Origin of the sequence: Peribacillus glennii, assembly GCF_003429105.1 — a bacterium.
GTDB lineage: Bacteria > Bacillota > Bacilli > Bacillales > DSM-1321 > Peribacillus > Peribacillus glennii.
In genome coordinates this window covers 238,675-254,462 of the sequence record NZ_QVTD01000006.1, presented here as the reverse complement: position 1 = coordinate 254,462, position 15,788 = coordinate 238,675, and the positions used below count along the sequence as shown (strand labels likewise).

At 43.2% G+C, this 15,788-nt stretch carries 16 protein-coding genes and 1 pseudogene; 13 read left to right on the top strand and 4 right to left on the bottom strand.

Annotated elements, in window-relative coordinates; genetic code table 11:
- Window positions 1-432: hypothetical protein (locus D0466_RS22565; protein WP_407675633.1), on the top strand; the 432-nt coding region annotated here is incomplete at its 5' end.
- 114 nt (window positions 433-546) lie between these two features.
- Here D0466_RS22565 and D0466_RS12380 read toward each other — a convergent pair.
- Window positions 547-1,386 (bottom strand): glycerophosphodiester phosphodiesterase, encoded by an 840-nt coding sequence (locus D0466_RS12380; protein ID WP_117322882.1) that lies wholly within the window; start codon window positions 1,384-1,386, stop codon window positions 547-549.
- 112 nt (window positions 1,387-1,498) lie between these two features.
- Here D0466_RS12380 and D0466_RS12375 point away from each other — a divergent pair, with 112 nt between their 5' ends.
- The 4 genes and pseudogenes from D0466_RS12375 (at window position 1,499) to D0466_RS12360 (ending at window position 3,737) form a co-directional block, all read left to right on the top strand.
- Window positions 1,499-1,717: a DUF1659 domain-containing protein gene (locus tag D0466_RS12375; protein WP_117322881.1), complete on the top strand. Its 219-nt coding sequence runs from the start codon at window positions 1,499-1,501 to the stop codon at window positions 1,715-1,717.
- A 32-nt stretch (window positions 1,718-1,749) separates the two neighbouring features.
- Window positions 1,750-1,968 carry a DUF2922 domain-containing protein gene (locus D0466_RS12370; RefSeq protein WP_117322880.1) on the top strand — a complete coding sequence of 73 codons (219 nt, stop codon included), beginning with the start codon at window positions 1,750-1,752 and terminating at the stop codon, window positions 1,966-1,968.
- Window positions 1,969-2,048: 80 nt separating this feature from the next.
- Complete coding sequence (locus D0466_RS12365) at window positions 2,049-2,207, top strand: YvrJ family protein (RefSeq protein WP_117322879.1); 159 nt, start codon at window positions 2,049-2,051, stop codon at window positions 2,205-2,207.
- A gap of 209 nt (window positions 2,208-2,416) precedes the next feature.
- Window positions 2,417-3,737, top strand: a pseudogene (locus D0466_RS12360) (MFS transporter).
- A gap of 62 nt (window positions 3,738-3,799) precedes the next feature.
- Here the strand turns inward: D0466_RS12360 and D0466_RS12355 are convergent.
- Window positions 3,800-4,219 (bottom strand): organic hydroperoxide resistance protein, encoded by a 420-nt coding sequence (locus D0466_RS12355; RefSeq protein ID WP_117322878.1) that lies wholly within the window; start codon window positions 4,217-4,219, stop codon window positions 3,800-3,802.
- A gap of 169 nt (window positions 4,220-4,388) precedes the next feature.
- Window positions 4,389-4,592, bottom strand: coding sequence for a cold-shock protein (locus D0466_RS12350; protein WP_117322877.1), 204 nt, complete (start codon window positions 4,590-4,592; stop codon window positions 4,389-4,391).
- A 431-nt stretch (window positions 4,593-5,023) separates the two neighbouring features.
- On the opposite strand from D0466_RS12350, the gene D0466_RS12345 reads away from it, so the two are divergent.
- From D0466_RS12345 to D0466_RS12310, 8 genes are all read left to right on the top strand, one after another.
- A complete protein-coding gene (locus D0466_RS12345) occupies window positions 5,024-5,491 on the top strand; it encodes a hypothetical protein (RefSeq protein WP_117322876.1) in 468 nt (155 codons plus the stop codon).
- Between the two features lie 676 nt (window positions 5,492-6,167).
- Entirely contained in the window at window positions 6,168-7,745 is a 1,578-nt protein-coding gene (locus tag D0466_RS12340) for a peptide chain release factor 3 (RefSeq protein WP_117322875.1), read from the top strand.
- A 623-nt stretch (window positions 7,746-8,368) separates the two neighbouring features.
- Entirely contained in the window at window positions 8,369-8,947 is a 579-nt protein-coding gene (locus D0466_RS12335; RefSeq protein ID WP_117322874.1) for a glycerol-3-phosphate acyltransferase, read from the top strand.
- A gap of 13 nt (window positions 8,948-8,960) precedes the next feature.
- Entirely contained in the window at window positions 8,961-10,568 is a 1,608-nt protein-coding gene (locus tag D0466_RS12330; RefSeq protein ID WP_117322873.1) for an aminotransferase class V-fold PLP-dependent enzyme, read from the top strand.
- Window positions 10,565-12,421, top strand: coding sequence for an LTA synthase family protein (locus tag D0466_RS12325; RefSeq protein ID WP_117322872.1), 1,857 nt, complete (start codon window positions 10,565-10,567; stop codon window positions 12,419-12,421). Before D0466_RS12330 ends, D0466_RS12325 begins: the two co-directional genes overlap by 4 nt.
- A gap of 95 nt (window positions 12,422-12,516) precedes the next feature.
- Window positions 12,517-12,684 carry a sigma factor gene (locus D0466_RS12320; protein ID WP_117322871.1) on the top strand — a complete coding sequence of 56 codons (168 nt, stop codon included), beginning with the start codon at window positions 12,517-12,519 and terminating at the stop codon, window positions 12,682-12,684.
- 102 nt (window positions 12,685-12,786) lie between these two features.
- Window positions 12,787-13,221, top strand: a complete 435-nt coding sequence (locus D0466_RS12315) for a sigma factor-like helix-turn-helix DNA-binding protein (RefSeq protein ID WP_117322870.1) — start codon at window positions 12,787-12,789, stop codon at window positions 13,219-13,221.
- Between the two features lie 239 nt (window positions 13,222-13,460).
- Window positions 13,461-14,480 (top strand): EAL domain-containing protein, encoded by a 1,020-nt coding sequence (locus D0466_RS12310; protein ID WP_117322869.1) that lies wholly within the window; start codon window positions 13,461-13,463, stop codon window positions 14,478-14,480.
- A 77-nt stretch (window positions 14,481-14,557) separates the two neighbouring features.
- Here D0466_RS12310 and D0466_RS12305 read toward each other — a convergent pair whose 3' ends face one another.
- Window positions 14,558-15,739, bottom strand: a complete 1,182-nt coding sequence (locus tag D0466_RS12305; protein WP_233522629.1) for an FtsW/RodA/SpoVE family cell cycle protein — start codon at window positions 15,737-15,739, stop codon at window positions 14,558-14,560.
- Window positions 15,740-15,788 lie beyond the last annotated feature (49 nt).

The window sequence follows — 15,788 nt, the reverse complement described above, 5'->3', positions numbered from 1 at the left end:
CAATACGGAGGTCCCCAATATGGAGGCATGCAAGCTGGAGGTCCGCAATACGGAGGTCCCCAATATGGAGGCATGCAAGCTGGAGATCCGCAATCTGGAGGCCCGCAGTATGGAGGCATGCAAGCTGGAGGTACCCAATCTGGAGGTCCGCAATCTGGAGGTTCACCATTGGGAGGCCCTCCGACATCACCACCTCCTTCTTATGTGCCGCAAATGCAGCAAGCTGGACTTTACGCTGTAGATCCCGGTTCGATGAGAAGGTGTTTATACCGCTTCACATATGTTTGGCTTAGAAGCGGGTCCTCCTTCTGGTTCTATCCGACATATATCGGAAGGAATTCTGTTGCAGGCTATCGATGGAGACAAAATCAGCGCAGATGGGTATACTTCGGAATCGACACAAATCAAATTCGAAGCTTCCAATGCAATTAGCCCCAAAAAGGCAAGCTGTTAAAAAAGGCTGAAGAAATCAGACGTTAACGACCCTATACTAAGCTGAAAGATTAAAAATGTTAGAAGATCTTATGGGTCAGACCCTGTCATGATTCAGCGGCGCTTTTTTCTGAAAAGGTCCGGGTAGTCTGTAGTCACGCCGTCTAACTTCATCAGTTCGAACCTTTGGATTTTTTTTTGGTTGTTTACTGTCCAGGTAAAAGCTTTCATTCCATGCGCATGGATTTTTTTCTTCAGTTTCAAAGTCATCATGGTTTGTTTCAAATTAACAAATTGTGCAAACGAGGACAACTCGTTGAGTTTTTTATTGGATATTCCCATTGGATGATGCTTTATCAGTACACCTGCCGGAAGAGAAGGAATCAGTGATTGAAACCTTTTGACTGCAGCAATGTCGAATGATTGAACCATTAGCCTCGGGTCTTTCTCCAAATGCAAATTATGTTTCACAATTTCGAACGCTAGCCTTTTTTCGATTCCGGGATAAAGAGAAGGATGTTTAAGTTCAATTAGAATGCCTGCATGCGGCAGTATTTGTTCCAGCAATTCTTCAAAAGCAGGGATTTTTTCATCTTTAAAATCGGAATGGAACCAGCTTCCTGCATCCAATTTCCTCAAATCGCAAAAATCGTGGTCGCGTACATTGCCGCTGCCGTCCGTAGTCCGTTCAAGCGTTGTGTCGTGAATTACGACCAGCCTTCCATCCCTGCTTAATTGGACATCAATTTCTATGAAATCAACGCCAAGCTCCACAGCCTTTTTAAACGCAGACATTGTGTTTTCAGGACAATGGCCCGCCGCTCCCCGGTGGGCTATTTTTAATGGGGCATGGGGATGACGTCCTGGCTTTCTATTCGTTTCTCTTCCTTTTCCTGCAATAAATAAGATCAGAACAATGAGGGAACACATCGAAATCAAGAAAACCAGCTTCATAATTGGATTCTCCTATTTTATTGAATGTTAGCGCAACAAAAATTATTTTTTTCCTGAATGCTACTTTCCTTCCCTTTCCTGGTATATAGAGAGTGAAAGGAGGTGAGCGCACATGGCAAACCAAATGTTATACACAAGTACATTGAGAATTACTTTTGAAACGGGAGTAAATGAAAAAGGAGAACCGCAATTAAAACGAAAATCCTTTTCCAACATCAAGAATGGTGCGACGGCTGATGATTTGTTTCAAACTGCGCAGTCCCTGGCTAATCTTCAAACACATGCACTAAGCGAAATAGCCCGCCAGGACACGTCAACAATTTCTGCTTAATTTTAACAAAATAACATGAGGAGGTGAATGAAATGGCAAAGACATTGGAATTGTTATTTGTGACGGAGGAAGGAAAGACATCCTCCATCTCGATCGAGGATCCGATCGAACCGGTCGATATCAATGCCGTGAAGCAGGCAATGGATACGATCATTGCAGCGAATGTCTTCACGTCCGCATCCGGTGATTTCGTCGGCAAAAAAGGCGTCCGTGTTGTTGAAAGGAACGTCAATGAATATGATGTGAAATAACGTTCCGGATGGAATCAGGGATGGCCGAAAGCATGGCTATCCCTGCTCCAGTAAGATGAAGAAACAGGCGGTGAATAAACATGGATCAACTTCTGCCCTTTATTGGTGACGTTGGCTTTCCAATTGTCGTCACTCTATATTTGCTTCATAGAATTGAAGCGAAACTCGATGTGCTGAATGATACGATGGTGAATCTGCCGAACCGCTTAAGGGACGAACTCCAAAATAAGTTTGGTTAATTAACGATGATTTTTCTGTAGGAAGGGCATTGTGAATCTTCATGGGTTCATGATGCTTTTTTTAAAAAAAGATGCATTCTTGGTGCCACCTTTTATACATATAAGATAAAGGTTTGTGTGAGACATCGTAAAAAATTGTAAATGGAAAGGGTTTTTTGTACCAATATGGAATAGTGGAAAGGAAGATCATGAGCAAAGGATGAGTGGACATGGATTCTAAAATAGAAACCGTTCCCCCGAAAAAAAAGGGAAGGCTGGCATTGTTTTTCTCGCTGCCGGTGTTGTCGTGGGCTTTCTATGATTTTGCGAATACAATTTTTTCGTCGAATATCAATACCATATTCTTTCCATTTTACCTGCAGGAAACGGTTGGAGAAAACGAAGTGCTTAACCAGATTGCCAGTACATTCATTTCTTACGCGAATGCCTTCGCAAGCTTTTTCCTGGTTTTGTTCACGCCCTTATTCGGGGTGATGATCGACCGTACAGGACGAAAAAAGAAATACATTATGATTTTCACTTTAATTACAGTTGCGGGCACCTTTTTTATGGGAATATTCGGCGGTCTCGAGCTTGAAGGAAAACTGTTTGGCGTTCCATTGCCGCTTGCAATTGTCGTGATGCTGTTCTTTATCGCGAAATTCTTTTATCATTCAAGCCTTGTATTCTATGATGCAATGATCACGGATTTTGGCAAAAAAGAGGAGCTGCCGCTAATTTCAGGATTTGGGGTTGCCGATGGTTATATCGGGACATTGGTTGGGCTGGCCGTTTATCCTTTTGTGGGGGAAAATGGATCACATCAAGCTTTTATTCCGACAGCCGTGTTATTTCTCGTATTTTCGCTGCCGCTGTTTATATTCATAAAAGACAAACCTAAGCAAGGACAGGGACGGTTCCCGTTCTTATCTGGATATAAAGAGATTATCCAAACCTTCAAAGAGATGAGGGCACATCAATCCATCTATACTTTTATGATCGCCTATTTCTTTTTGAATGATGCGATTGCGACCGCGATCGGTATGATGGCGGTCTATGCAAAGGCAGTGGTGGGATTCTCTTCGGGAGGCTTTATTCTATTGTATCTTGTTTCAACGGTATCCAGTATTATTGGTTCCTTTCTCTTTGGATATGTAGCAAAGGCTAAGGGTTCAAAGTTAGCTGTTACGTATGTGGGGACTCTTTTATTCGTGGCACTTGGAGTCGCTGCCGCTGCCCCGAATGCCGCCTGGTTCTGGGTTTGCAGGCAGCCTTTTTGGGATTGCCCTTGGTTCTATGTGGGTGACCTCCAGGACATTTATCGTAGAGCTCACACCTGAAGATAAGCGGGGACAATTCTTTGGGCTCTTTACCTTCTCGGGAAAGGTTTCATCCATCGTCGGCCCTTTCCTGTATGGAACGATCACATTGGTTTTTGCCGATCTTGGAAATGCCGCAAGCCGCATGGCTCTTGGCTCGTTAATGGTATTGACGTTAATCGGGCTGGTCGTTCTGTCGAGGGTAAGGGAAAAGGAAAGAATAAAAATATAAAGGAAAACAAAAAGGCAAAGTTTCCGGAACTGGAGATTTTGCCTTTTTTAGATTATGAGGCATTAAATAACGATAATCGTAACATCAATATTATCACGTGTAGCCTTAGAATATGGACACACCTTATGGGCTTCCTGGGCGAGGGTCTCCGCTTCTTCCTTGCTTAACCCGGGAATCGAAACATCAAGCCGGACTGCAAGTTTGAAGCCCCCATCTGCCTCATCCTTGCCAATTGTGACATTGGCCGTAACTTCAGTGTTATCAGCCTTGACCCTTTTTTTACGGATTACTAAATTCAAGGCGCTATCATAGCAAGCTGCATATCCTGCAGCAAAAAGCTGTTCGGGATTCGTGGCCTTTTCCCCGGAACCGCCGAGCTCTTTTGGCATCCGTACATCGAAATTAATGATTCCGTCTTCTGATTGTACATGGCCCTCCCTTCCCCCGGTAGCTGTTACAGCAGTTGTATATAAAGGTTTCATATTTATGCATCTCCTTATAAGTTATAATATTTTATTAATTCCCGAATATGGAGGGCCTAAACTAGTGAAAAAAATCCGATCATGCCAGGTGCACGCTATTTTATAGTTCGGCAGCAAAATAAAAAGGATGCTGCAAAAAAGCAGCATCCTGATGAATGGATAATTCACATTATAATTTTACAACGTTTTTAGCTTGAGGTCCGCGGTCGCCTTCTTCAATTTCGAATTCAACTTCCTGGCCTTCATCAAGAGTTTTGAAACCTTCTCCCTGGATGGCCGAGAAATGTACGAATACGTCATTTCCGCCGGGAACTTCGATAAATCCAAAACCTTTTTCACCGTTGAACCATTTAACTCTGCCTGTTACTGTCATTCATGAATCCTCCTAAAATAAACACAAAAATTAATATGTGACTTACCTTCTTCCTTATCTGGAAAATATAATTCACACATTATCAAGTACCCTGGGCCTTAACCTAGAGCATCCCTCTGATCCTTGATAATATGTGAATTTTATAGGGTAAATTAGGAAATCCCGTTGCTTCAAATTATAAACCATCCATTCTAAATCCACAAGAATATAGAAAACAAGCCAAAGCTTTTTTTGAACGGATAGGAAGGAAAAAAGATAAGGGATTACCTTCATCGAAATAGATGAAGATGATGCAGACACTACTATAATTTCTTTTTCCCATTCGCTCCATTTTTCAAACTTCATTTTTTGGAAAAAAAGAAAAATTGTTGTTTCTTAGTGTTTATAAATTGCATGTACGGACAGACTTGCGGATAAAGGAGGTTTAACTTATGAAAAAGTTTATTTTTCCATTCATGGTTTGCGTTATTCTGATGGTGGGCGGCTGTTCATCAGGCCTTGATCACAATAGCCAGCCAGAAGGGACAAAGAGTTCTGAAGATATAGAGACAATGCAGCCAACACATGCAGCTGACGAAAATGGCAATGAAAATACTGATGATATCGTACTAGGTGTAGACAAGGTGTTGTCCATCATAAAAGAAGCCAAGCAAAGCACGGAAAGAGCTGCGGATCCCAAATCCTTAAATCAAATCGGAAGCCGATTGGAAGAAGAATGGGACACAATTGAAAAAAAGGTTGAGGCAAAGTTCCCGGAAGATTATATAAATATTGAAAAAAGCCTGTATCCCTTAATGGCCGAAATGCAAAAACCAATGCCGGATCTTGCAAAAGTCAAAGAGTTAAGTGACCAGACGAAGGGTAAGCTGGATCGGTTCCAGATAAAAACCGGCAAATAGGCCATAACAACCAAAGTCTGCATCCCCAAAAAAATCCTCAATGTTTTCCTGCCCGATCAAAAGGGTAAAGAGTAGCAAGAAAGGAATGATGGGAATGATCAAAAATATGATGAAAAAACTACTGGTTGCAGCTGTTCCATTAATCATCAATGAAGCAAGGAAGTACTTGAAAAACAAAAAGCGAGTTAAAAACATCCAGAAGATGAATATGGTCAATTAAAAAGGCGCTTCCAAAAGTGCCTTTTTTTTGTGGGCAAACGGCGGACTTGGGCAGATTAAATCCTGCATGGTTATAGCCAGCGTGAAGCCTGTATGATATATTTCTTTATGTGCGAAAACACAACTTTTCGTATCTTATATATACGTAAAGATGCGTCCTTGATTTCAGGAAACACCGGTTTACAGATGTGCCGGGAGGATTTGTCGGGTAAAATCTTCAATTTATAGATATGCCGGAGAATTTGTTGATAAGTCTTCTGATTATTGATATAATGGGAGGATTTATTGATAAGTCTGCAGTTTATTGATATAACGAGCAAATTTATTCATTTTTTTATCCGGGAGTAGATGAGGAAAGGCAGAATTCCAATGTAATCAATTGTGAGCCCTTGTGCGAGGGCCATTATTAACATGCAATAGAGCGATAGTAATTATAATAAAGGAAGGTAATGATTTCATGGTTGACACACTACAAGAAGAGGTCGGATCAAGAAGGACCTTTGCGATAATATCCCACCCGGATGCCGGAAAGACGACACTAACCGAGAAGCTGTTATTATTTGGGGGAGCAATCCGTGATGCCGGAACCGTAAAAGCAAGGAAAACGGGAAAGTATGCGACCAGCGACTGGATGGAGATTGAAAAACAGCGGGGAATTTCGGTAACATCTTCTGTCATGCAGTTTGATTATAGCGGCTTCAGGGTGAACATTCTTGATACGCCGGGCCACCAGGATTTCAGTGAGGATACGTACCGTACACTGATGGCCGTAGATAGTGCAGTGATGATTGTCGATTCCGCAAAGGGGATCGAGGACCAGACGATTAAATTATTCAAGGTTTGCCGAATGAGAGGCATCCCGATTTTTACCTTTTTCAATAAACTGGACCGCCAAGGAAAAACGCCTCTGGAGCTGCTTGCAGAGCTGGAGGAAGTGCTTGGCATTGAATCTTATCCAATGAACTGGCCGATAGGAATGGGGAAGGACTTTGTCGGAATATATGACCGCTTCCATAACCGAATCGAACAATTCAAATCCGAAGGCGATGAGCGTTTCCTTCCGCTTAATGAAGATGGCGAACTGGCTGTTCCCCATGAATTGAAGAACTCACCGCTTTATGAACAAACGCTTGAGGAAATCATGCTGCTGACAGAAGCGGGCAATCAATTCTCCGAGGAAAAAATCGCAAAAGGTGAATTGAGCCCGGTCTTCTTTGGAAGCGCATTGACAACGTTCGGGGTTCAGACATTCCTGGATGCTTATTTGAAATTTGCACCCGCTCCGCAGCCGCGAAATGCTACAAGCGGGGAAGTAAACCCTGTAAGCAATGACTTCTCTGGATTCATATTCAAAATCCAGGCCAACATGAACCCGAAGCACCGTGACCGTATCGCATTCCTGCGGATCTGCTCCGGAAAATTTGAACGGGGGATGAGTGTATTCCTTAGCAGGACCGGAAAACCGATCAATCTATCTTCGTCCACGCAATTTCTTGCAGATGACCGCGCGACAGTAAATGAAGCGGTAAGCGGCGATATTATTGGTTTATACGATACCGGTAATTACCAGATCGGCGACACGATCACGACAAGCAAGGAAATGTACCAGTTTGAACGGCTTCCGCAGTTTACCCCGGAATTGTTTGTCCGTGTGACTGCAAAGAACGTAATGAAACAAAAGCATTTCCATAAGGGAATCCACCAGCTCGTCCAGGAAGGTGCTATCCAGCTGTTCAAGACTGTAAGAATGGAAGAATATCTTCTTGGCGCTGTAGGGCAGCTCCAATTTGAAGTATTTGAACACCGGATGAGGAACGAATACAATGTAGAAGTCATCATGGAACGGATTGGAAGCAAGATCACGCGCTGGGCTGAAGATGAGAAGGTGGACGAAAGCCTGCACAGTTCAAGAAGCATCCTGGTTAAAGACCGTTATGATAAATATGCGTTTCTGTTTGAAAATGAATTTGCCCTTCGCTGGTTCAATGACAAAAATCCTGATGTTAAGCTTTATAACCCTATGGATCTAAGATAAAAAGATAAAAGGTTGACCTAAAGAATTAGTATTCAGAATTACTTATTCTTCTTGATTTTGGGTCATGTAAGCTGTAGTTGCATGGATAGAGGAGAAAGCGAGCTTTCTCTTCCTCTGCCCTTGTAGATAGAGCCACCTTTCATCTATGGATTAAAGCTTAAAGGCGTGTGAAACAATGTTTTATATGAATGAGCCAAAAAAATATTGGCGGGCGACATTTAATTGATAAATTCCATATATACTTAGCCGAATGCTTTAAGGCCCTCACCAAACTGGTGGGGGCCTTGCTTTGGTTCCCTGGTTTTCATATCTAGATAGAACGAAAGAGATACACATTGATAATTATGGATGCTCATGCAAACTCCAACTGCAAAGACCAAGGAGAAAGCAGCTTTTTCTTGGTGTATGCAGTGTTACAATCTTTCAGCTTTGCTGAAAAGTCAGTGTGAAACCAGGGTTTATGGAAGAGAGCAAAAAACAAAATATATTGGAGAGAGCCTTTTACATTCATAAAATTCAATTTTCCAACCGATTATTTTACCTTTCTCAAAAAAACCAATTGTTATATAATGGTAAAGAATGTACTTATTATGAGATTATCTTGGTAATAAAAGAGGAAGGGGATAGAAATCCTGTATTTTTTTCTGATTCTTTTTTCTTATGCACTGGGATGTGTGAATGGTGCTTATTATGTCACCAGATTTTTGTCGGGTAAGGATATCCGTCATTATGGGAGCGGTAATGCAGGGGCCCGGAATGCAGGGAGGCTGCTCGGCAAAAAAGGTTTTTTCTTTACACTTTTCATAGATATAAGCAAAACGATGGTTGCCCTAATTACGGCAAATTATTTAGCAAATGGAAATGATGCGGTATTGGCCGCAAGCGCAATAGCGGTCCTGCTCGGCCATTTTTTCCCTGTTCAGCTCCGGTTTCATGGCGGAAAGGGAGTAGTGGTTTTTCTTTCAGCCACGCTGTATTTAGTTCCTGTGGCAATCCTTGTTACAGGTGTTGTGATGGGCACCGGTTATATGCTTTTCCGTAGGTTTACGATCCCGGGCTTGGCCGCTTTATCTACCATTCCGATAACCTCCTTTTTTTTCAGTACATCCTGGACCTATACGGTTGGATTATTCGCAATGCTTACCGCAGTAATTCTTTCTCATATCATCAACCTCCATCCATCCCCAAAATCTAGTACATAAAGGAGCGACATAGATGGATTCAGTACAGCTGATTTATAAAATAGCATCCGATTTGGATGAATTGGAACAAATTTATAAGCTGAATTATAAGACCTTCGTCGAAGAGATTCCTCAGCATACCGGGAACGGGCAGCTCCGCCTTGTAGACCGTTTTGATGGAGAGAATACCTATATAATCGCCAAGAAACAGTCAGAAGTGGTCGGAATGATTTCGGTGCGCGCAAATCGCCCTTTTTCGCTTGATGGAAAAATATCCAACCTGGATGAGATTCTGCCTGAGGGAGCTGTTCCTTGTGAAATCCGGCTGCTTTCAGTGAAAGAAGAGTATCGTAAAAGCTATGTTTTTTATAAAATGGTCCATCTTTTGGCGGCTCACTGCCTGGACAAAAACTATAATACCGCTGTAATCTCAGGTACAGAACGGCAGCTTCGCTTGTACAAAAAAATTGGGTTCGAGCCGTTTGGGCAAATGGTCGGGAATGAAGGTGCCCGGTTTCAGCCGATGTTCCTGACGAAAGAACGGTTCGAGAATTCCACCAAAGCTTTTAAGAGGGTGATGCACCGTAAAGCCCGCGATAAGATGATGAATTTTCTCCCGGGACCGGTGCCATTGCATAAGGAGGTAGAACAGGCTTTCGCGCATTCGCCTGTTTCCCACCGTTCTCAAACTTTCCTGAATGCATTGCAGGAGGTCCGCCTGAAGCTGTGCCAGTATGTAAATGCTAATTTCGCACAGGTGGTCACCGGCACGGGAACGCTTGGGAATGATATCATTGCGGCCCAGCTTACCAGGATTCCCGGCAGGGGACTTTTGCTTGCCAATGGCGAGTTCGGATACCGGCTCATCGATCATGCCAGCCGTTTCAACCTTGATTTTGGCACGATTGAAAAAGGCTGGAGAGAGCCGGTGACTCCTGAAGATGTCGAAAGCTATCTATGTAATAACCAAGGGATAAAGTGGCTATGGACGGTTCATTGCGAAACTTCAACCGGTTTTTTATATGATTTGCCAGGCATACTTTCCGTCTGCAAAAAACACGGGGTAGAGCTTTGTGTTGATGCTTGCAGTTCAATCGGTGTCATCCCTGTTGATTTGGATGGTATTTATTTAGCGTCTTCCACAAGCGGAAAGGGGTTGGGATCATATCCAGGATTAGCCATTGTCTTTCATAGGGACGAAATCAGGCCTTACGGGGCTTTGCCTGCATATTTGGATTTGGGCAGTTACCATGCGGCAGGCAGCGCCCCTTTCACTCATTCATCCAATCTGGTGAACGCTTTGAAGGCCGCCCTTAGCCTAAGGGAAACATTCGTCCGTACGTCAGGAGGAAGGATCCGGGAATACTTCAAGGAGAAAGGATTTGACGTGATTGGGGACCATTCATATTCACCCGGTGTGGTTACGATTTGCCTCCCTTCAGGAATATCGTCAAATGAACTTGGCGACAGGCTGAAAAAACAAAAGATCCTTGTAAGCTACGAAAGCGGATATTTGTTAAAAAGGAACTGGATCCAGGTAGCTTTCATGGGTGAGCAGGTATTCGATGATCTGCCTCTTTTAGTCGCCATTCTCAAAAAGGAAGCAGATACCCTTATAAAAGATCGGCCGTCGGCACTATGATCAGAGAAACAAAAATAAGCAAGAACGACCGATTTTTCTTTTTATTCTGCCTCTTGTCGATGTGGCTTAAAACGGTTTTGGTTTCTTTGACCGGGTTTGATTTGCCCGTCCAGGATTTGCTGGATGTGCTAATGGTTCTGTCGGGGCCGGCCGGATCATTAATCCTGCTTTTAGGCTGCAGTTTTTTCTTCGGGGCCAGGCTGAACCGACCCTTGCTGATCATGATCATGAGTTTGGTTACCGCTCTGCTTTATGCTGATTTATTATATTTTCGCTTTTATATTGATTTTGTGACGGTTTCGATTCTTTTTCAATTTAATAATGTAGGAGGGATTGGCCCGAGCACATTTGAATTGATGAAGGGCTGGGATTTGCTCCTGTTTGTCGATATCCTTGCCGCAATATTGCTTGCAAGGAAGGTGAAGGAGGCGAAGCTTGAGCCCATTTCATTTGATAGAAAGCGGCAATGCGCGGCGATTGGGGCAGCATTTATTGCGGTATCGGCAATCATGGGCCTTGCTTCATCCCCGCATTTGTTTTCATCAGCCTACAACCGGAGCCAGATGGTTACAGCCATTGGGCCTTATAATTATCATTTTTATGATATTTTGACGGGAATCCGCCCGCCCATCGACCGTGTTTTTGCCGGGAAATCAGATACCGCGGGAATGAAAGAGTATATCACACGAAAAAAAAATGAAAAGCATGAATTATTCGGCACGGCAAAAGGAAAGAATCTTGTTCTGATCAGCATGGAATCCACCCAGGATTTTGTGGTCAACCAAAAAGTGAATGGAAAGGAAATTACCCCATTTTTAAACAGCCTGGTGAAGGAGAGCTATTATTTCAACCAGATTTATGACCAAACGGCCCAGGGAAAAACCTCGGATTCGGAATTCATGATCGATACCGGATTATATCCATTATCAGGAGGCTCGGTTTTTGTCCGCAGGCCTGAAAATACATTTATCAGCCTTCCGAAAATCCTGAAGGAAAACGGCAATTATTATGCGGCCTCATTCCACGGCAATGACCCAACATTTTGGAACAGGGAACAAATGTACCAAACACTCGGTTATGACCGTTTCTTCTCGAAGAAAGATTACAAGGTTACGCATGAAAATTCCATAAATTACGGCATTAAGGATATACCGTTTTTTGAACAATCTATAAACCAAATGGAAAGGCTTCCTAAGCCTTATTATGCAAAGCTCATTACATTGACCAACCACTTTCCGTTTTTGTTGAACGAAAAAGACCAAATGATATCTACTGCCAATACAGACCAAGATGTCGTAAATCGGTATGTGACCACGATACGGTACCAGGATGAAGCAATCAAAACGCTCTTTGGCGGGCTAAAGGCAAAAGGGATGTATGACGACACAGTATTTGTGCTATATGGGGACCATTATGGAATCTCAGAAAAATATGAACCAGCTTTAAGCGAGATGCTGGGCAACCCGCCAAACCCGGTAAATGATACCAGATACAAGCAAATTCCGGTGATCATCCACATTCCTGGCCAAAAAGGCAAAACCATCGGGACTCCAGGTGGGGAAATTGATATTCGCGAAACCTTGCTCCATCTTATGGGCATTGACACAAAGGAATTTATGTCTTTTAGCCAAGATCTGTTTACAAGGGATAGCCGGCATCCAGTCATCTTTCGCGATGGTGGATTTGTCGGCAAAACAATGATCGCGCAGGATAATAATTGTTATGATAAGAAAACGGGACAGGAAATTGAAGCCCAAGCCTGTGAAAAATACCAGGAAACAGTATGGAATGAGTTTCATTTGTCCGATGAAATCATTTATGGTGATTTGCTGAGATTTGCAAAAGTCCGGTGACTTTTTATATTCTTACAAAAAATGATCGCTGCCCGTATCGTTTTATAAGGCTGATACGTTAGAAGGATACAGAGGTGTTAAAGGAGTGAGCATAAATGAAAGATGAGCTTGGGCAGCTGGATGAAAAGAATGGCGGGCTGTCGGAAACCATGGTCGCTAATTTTTACCCAGCACTTCAGCGGTACTGCCGTTTCCTGGCCCGCAACGAGTGGGACGGCGACGATATCGCACAGGAAGCCATTTTAAAAGCGATACGCCATTAGGACATCAGCTTCGCCCTATTAAAAAAAATAGCCTATAACTCCTGGATTGATTCCATCCGCAAAAGGAAGCATGAAACGCTTGAAAATGTTGCAGAGGAATACATGCTGGGGCATGACAACAAACTCTCCCGGGTCATCGAAGCGGTTGAGCAATTGGCCCAACACTTTACGCCAAAGCAAGCGGTGGTTTTTGCTTTAAAAGAGGGTTTTCAATATCGGGCAAATGAGATTGCAGAACTACTTGGGACAACCGAAATGGCAGTGAAATCCGTATTTCATCGGGCGAAGTCGAGGCTTGAAAAGTCCCGGCATGAAAATGAATCCTGCAGTGCCGGAATCTATTGGCCAGAAGAAGAACAAGAGAAGCTGTTAAATCTGTTCTCTAAAGCCTTGACAAATCAGGATCCCGCCGTTTTAATCCAGGCAATTCCAGACCTGCAGTCATTGGCTGCCTGTACCGAAAATCAACCGCAAGCCGCATCCAATCGTTCATTTGCTGCCACAACTCCTGCCAATGCTCTCTGTATGGCTGCATAGCCAATTATAAATTTCGGCAGGGATCACGGCTTCTTAGCCATCATTTATGAATGGCAGACTTTTTCTGAGCATCAGTGAGTTGCCATAGTCTTTTTCATACTTACAGGTACTGCTGAGCAGAGCCTGTTTTTTTCTCCCCTCCCCTCGTGGATTGATCTCAGACATTCTTATCTCATGACGGGCTTAAAGTTTCGTGTTACATTTAATTTATTGGGATATTTTTTAAAGGGAGGATAAGTATGGAAAATGGCTGCAACCTGTGCGGCGTTAATTTTACACTGCATGAAGAGGGGTTTATATATTTGGAAGGAAAATCTGGCGACGGGTTACTGGAAGCTATTCCGGGCCGGATCGAAAATGATAAAGGTGTTTTCATTGAATACCATTCAATGGCGGAATTGTCCCGTCAGATTGATATCCTGAGCCTTTTGCCCGAGGCCGACACCTTCCAGAGCACGTTGTTGAAAAAGTTGGAAGAGCCGTTTACTACGTATCCATATAGGGAAATCCGTGCCAGGATCAGTAACAATGAAACTGTACAAATCATTCAATCAACCGATTTCATGGGATATTTCCAACCAATCGTGCTGCTTAGGGATAATAGCTTATTTGCTTATGAATCGTTACTGAGAGATCCGCTCGGCAGGGTTTCTCCAGGCCAATTGTTCAGGGTTGCCCAGGAGACCGGCATGCACAGCCTATTGGATCAAAAAGCAAGGGAAACGGCAATCAAAAGCCGTGGCGGAAAAATTAAAAACGGAATTAAAAGCTTTATTAATTTCCTGCCGTCTACGATATATAATCCGGAATATTGTTTACGGCATACATTCCAAATTGTTGAGAGATATGGCGTAACTCCTGAAGACCTCGTTTTTGAGGTTGTGGAAACGGAAAAAATCGAGGACATTGGCCATTTGCAAAAAATATTCCGTACATATAAGAACCAGGGAATGGGCGTGGCGCTGGATGATTTCGGAGAAGGTTATTCAACCCTTGATGTTATGGTAGAGCTACAGCCTGATTATGTGAAAATTGACCGGTCGAAAATCATGAATTGCGACAGTGACAGTGGGAAACAGGAGTTTTTGAAAAATGTTGTCCATATAGCCAGGGAGTTGAATATTCAGACTCTTGCCGAAGGTATTGAACGAATGGAAGAACTGCAATTTTGCAAGGATATCGGCATGGATTTGGCCCAAGGGTATTTAATTGGAAGGCCCGAAGCCGAACCTGCTTTTAAGGAGACGGCGCTCAAATAATGAAGCAACATAAAGGAATTTGATAACCGCCATCTTTATAACCGGCAGTAAAAAAAGCAGGAAGATTCCTGCTTTTTTTACATGTTTTTGCTAGCCGGGCTTGTCTCTGCAATTTCTTTTTGTTCCATTAAGTTCATTCTCATAATTACATTCTCCATAATCCCGATCGATACCATAAGCAGCAGCAGTGACGAACCGCCGTAGCTTATAAAGGGCATCGTTATACCCGTTATTGGCAGAAGCCCCGTAACGCCGCCGACATTGATTACTACCTGGATCCCAATCATGGATGAAATGCCGATCAGTAGCAGGCTCCCAAAAGGATCCTTGCATTTGGCGGATAGCATCAAGCCCCTCAATACAATAAACCCAAGAGTAACCAGCACAAACAAAACTCCGAAAATGCCAAGCTCCTCGGCAATGATCGCCATGATGAAATCCGTATGAGGTTCCGGTAGATAACCATATTTCTGAACACTATCACCGAGCCCCACCCCGGTTATCCCCCCGGAGCCGATTGCAAGCAAAGAATTGGCGAGCTGGAAGCCGTCATCGCCCTTGTCAAATGGATTGGATAGCCCTGTGAACCTGGAGACCCTTTCTTTTGAAAAAACATCCGATGTATTTCCTGTAACGACAACTCCCAGAATGAAAATCCCTGCCACCAATAAAAAGATCATGAATAATTTCCCCATGCTTTTTACATTCATTCCTGAACAGAGAATAATGGTACTCGAAATCAGGAGGATAATCGCTACACTCCCATAGTCAGGCTGGAGGACGATTAAGAAACAGATGCCTGCCAAAAAGACGATGGGGGGAATAACAGCTTTATCGATATCATTGATCCTGTCCTGCCGCTTTCCGTAAATCGCTGACAAATAGATGATAATGGCCAACTTGGAGAATTCAGCCGGCTGAAGCCCGCGTGCTCCTAATTTAAACCAGCTGGTCGCGTTTCCGGCAGTATGGCCAATAATTGTGACCACGAGGAGCAGGAAGGCGATCCCTCCCATCATGGCCATTAAGAATGTTTTATGTTTATATAGTTTATACGGCAAAATCATCACGACCATCATGATGATAAATGACAGAATCAGCGCATTTTTTTGATTTTGGAAGAAATGATCCATCGAATATTCATAACGGGCTACTGCTGTAATCATACTTGAACTGTAAACCATGACTAATCCAAATAGGGAGAGCAGCACAACAGCTATGAAAATGGGGTAATCATAAGCTTTAAGTATTCTTTTCAATTGTGCATTCACCTCTTGTATTGATACCAAGCTTTCTTAAAGTGCTTTC

Bases quoted from the DNA above. Each gene is read 5' to 3' on its own strand.
- D0466_RS12345 (WP_117322876.1), top strand. From the start codon at position 5,024: ATGAAAAAGTTTATTTTTCCATTCATGGTTTGCGTTATTCTGATGGTG.
- D0466_RS12330 (WP_117322873.1), top strand. From the start codon at position 8,961: ATGGATTCAGTACAGCTGATTTATAAAATAGCATCCGATTTGGATGAA.
- D0466_RS12325 (WP_117322872.1), top strand. From the start codon at position 10,565: ATGATCAGAGAAACAAAAATAAGCAAGAACGACCGATTTTTCTTTTTA.
- D0466_RS12370 (WP_117322880.1), top strand. From the start codon at position 1,750: ATGGCAAAGACATTGGAATTGTTATTTGTGACGGAGGAAGGAAAGACA.
- D0466_RS12380 (WP_117322882.1), bottom strand. From the start codon at position 1,386: ATGAAGCTGGTTTTCTTGATTTCGATGTGTTCCCTCATTGTTCTGATC.
- D0466_RS12375 (WP_117322881.1), top strand. From the start codon at position 1,499: ATGGCAAACCAAATGTTATACACAAGTACATTGAGAATTACTTTTGAA.
- D0466_RS12350 (WP_117322877.1), bottom strand. From the start codon at position 4,592: ATGACAGTAACAGGCAGAGTTAAATGGTTCAACGGTGAAAAAGGTTTT.
- D0466_RS12340 (WP_117322875.1), top strand. From the start codon at position 6,168: ATGGTTGACACACTACAAGAAGAGGTCGGATCAAGAAGGACCTTTGCG.
- D0466_RS12310 (WP_117322869.1), top strand. From the start codon at position 13,461: ATGGAAAATGGCTGCAACCTGTGCGGCGTTAATTTTACACTGCATGAA.
- D0466_RS12355 (WP_117322878.1), bottom strand. From the start codon at position 4,219: ATGAAACCTTTATATACAACTGCTGTAACAGCTACCGGGGGAAGGGAG.
- D0466_RS12315 (WP_117322870.1), top strand. From the start codon at position 12,787: ATGCTGGGGCATGACAACAAACTCTCCCGGGTCATCGAAGCGGTTGAG.
- D0466_RS12320 (WP_117322871.1), top strand. From the start codon at position 12,517: ATGAAAGATGAGCTTGGGCAGCTGGATGAAAAGAATGGCGGGCTGTCG.
- D0466_RS12365 (WP_117322879.1), top strand. From the start codon at position 2,049: ATGGATCAACTTCTGCCCTTTATTGGTGACGTTGGCTTTCCAATTGTC.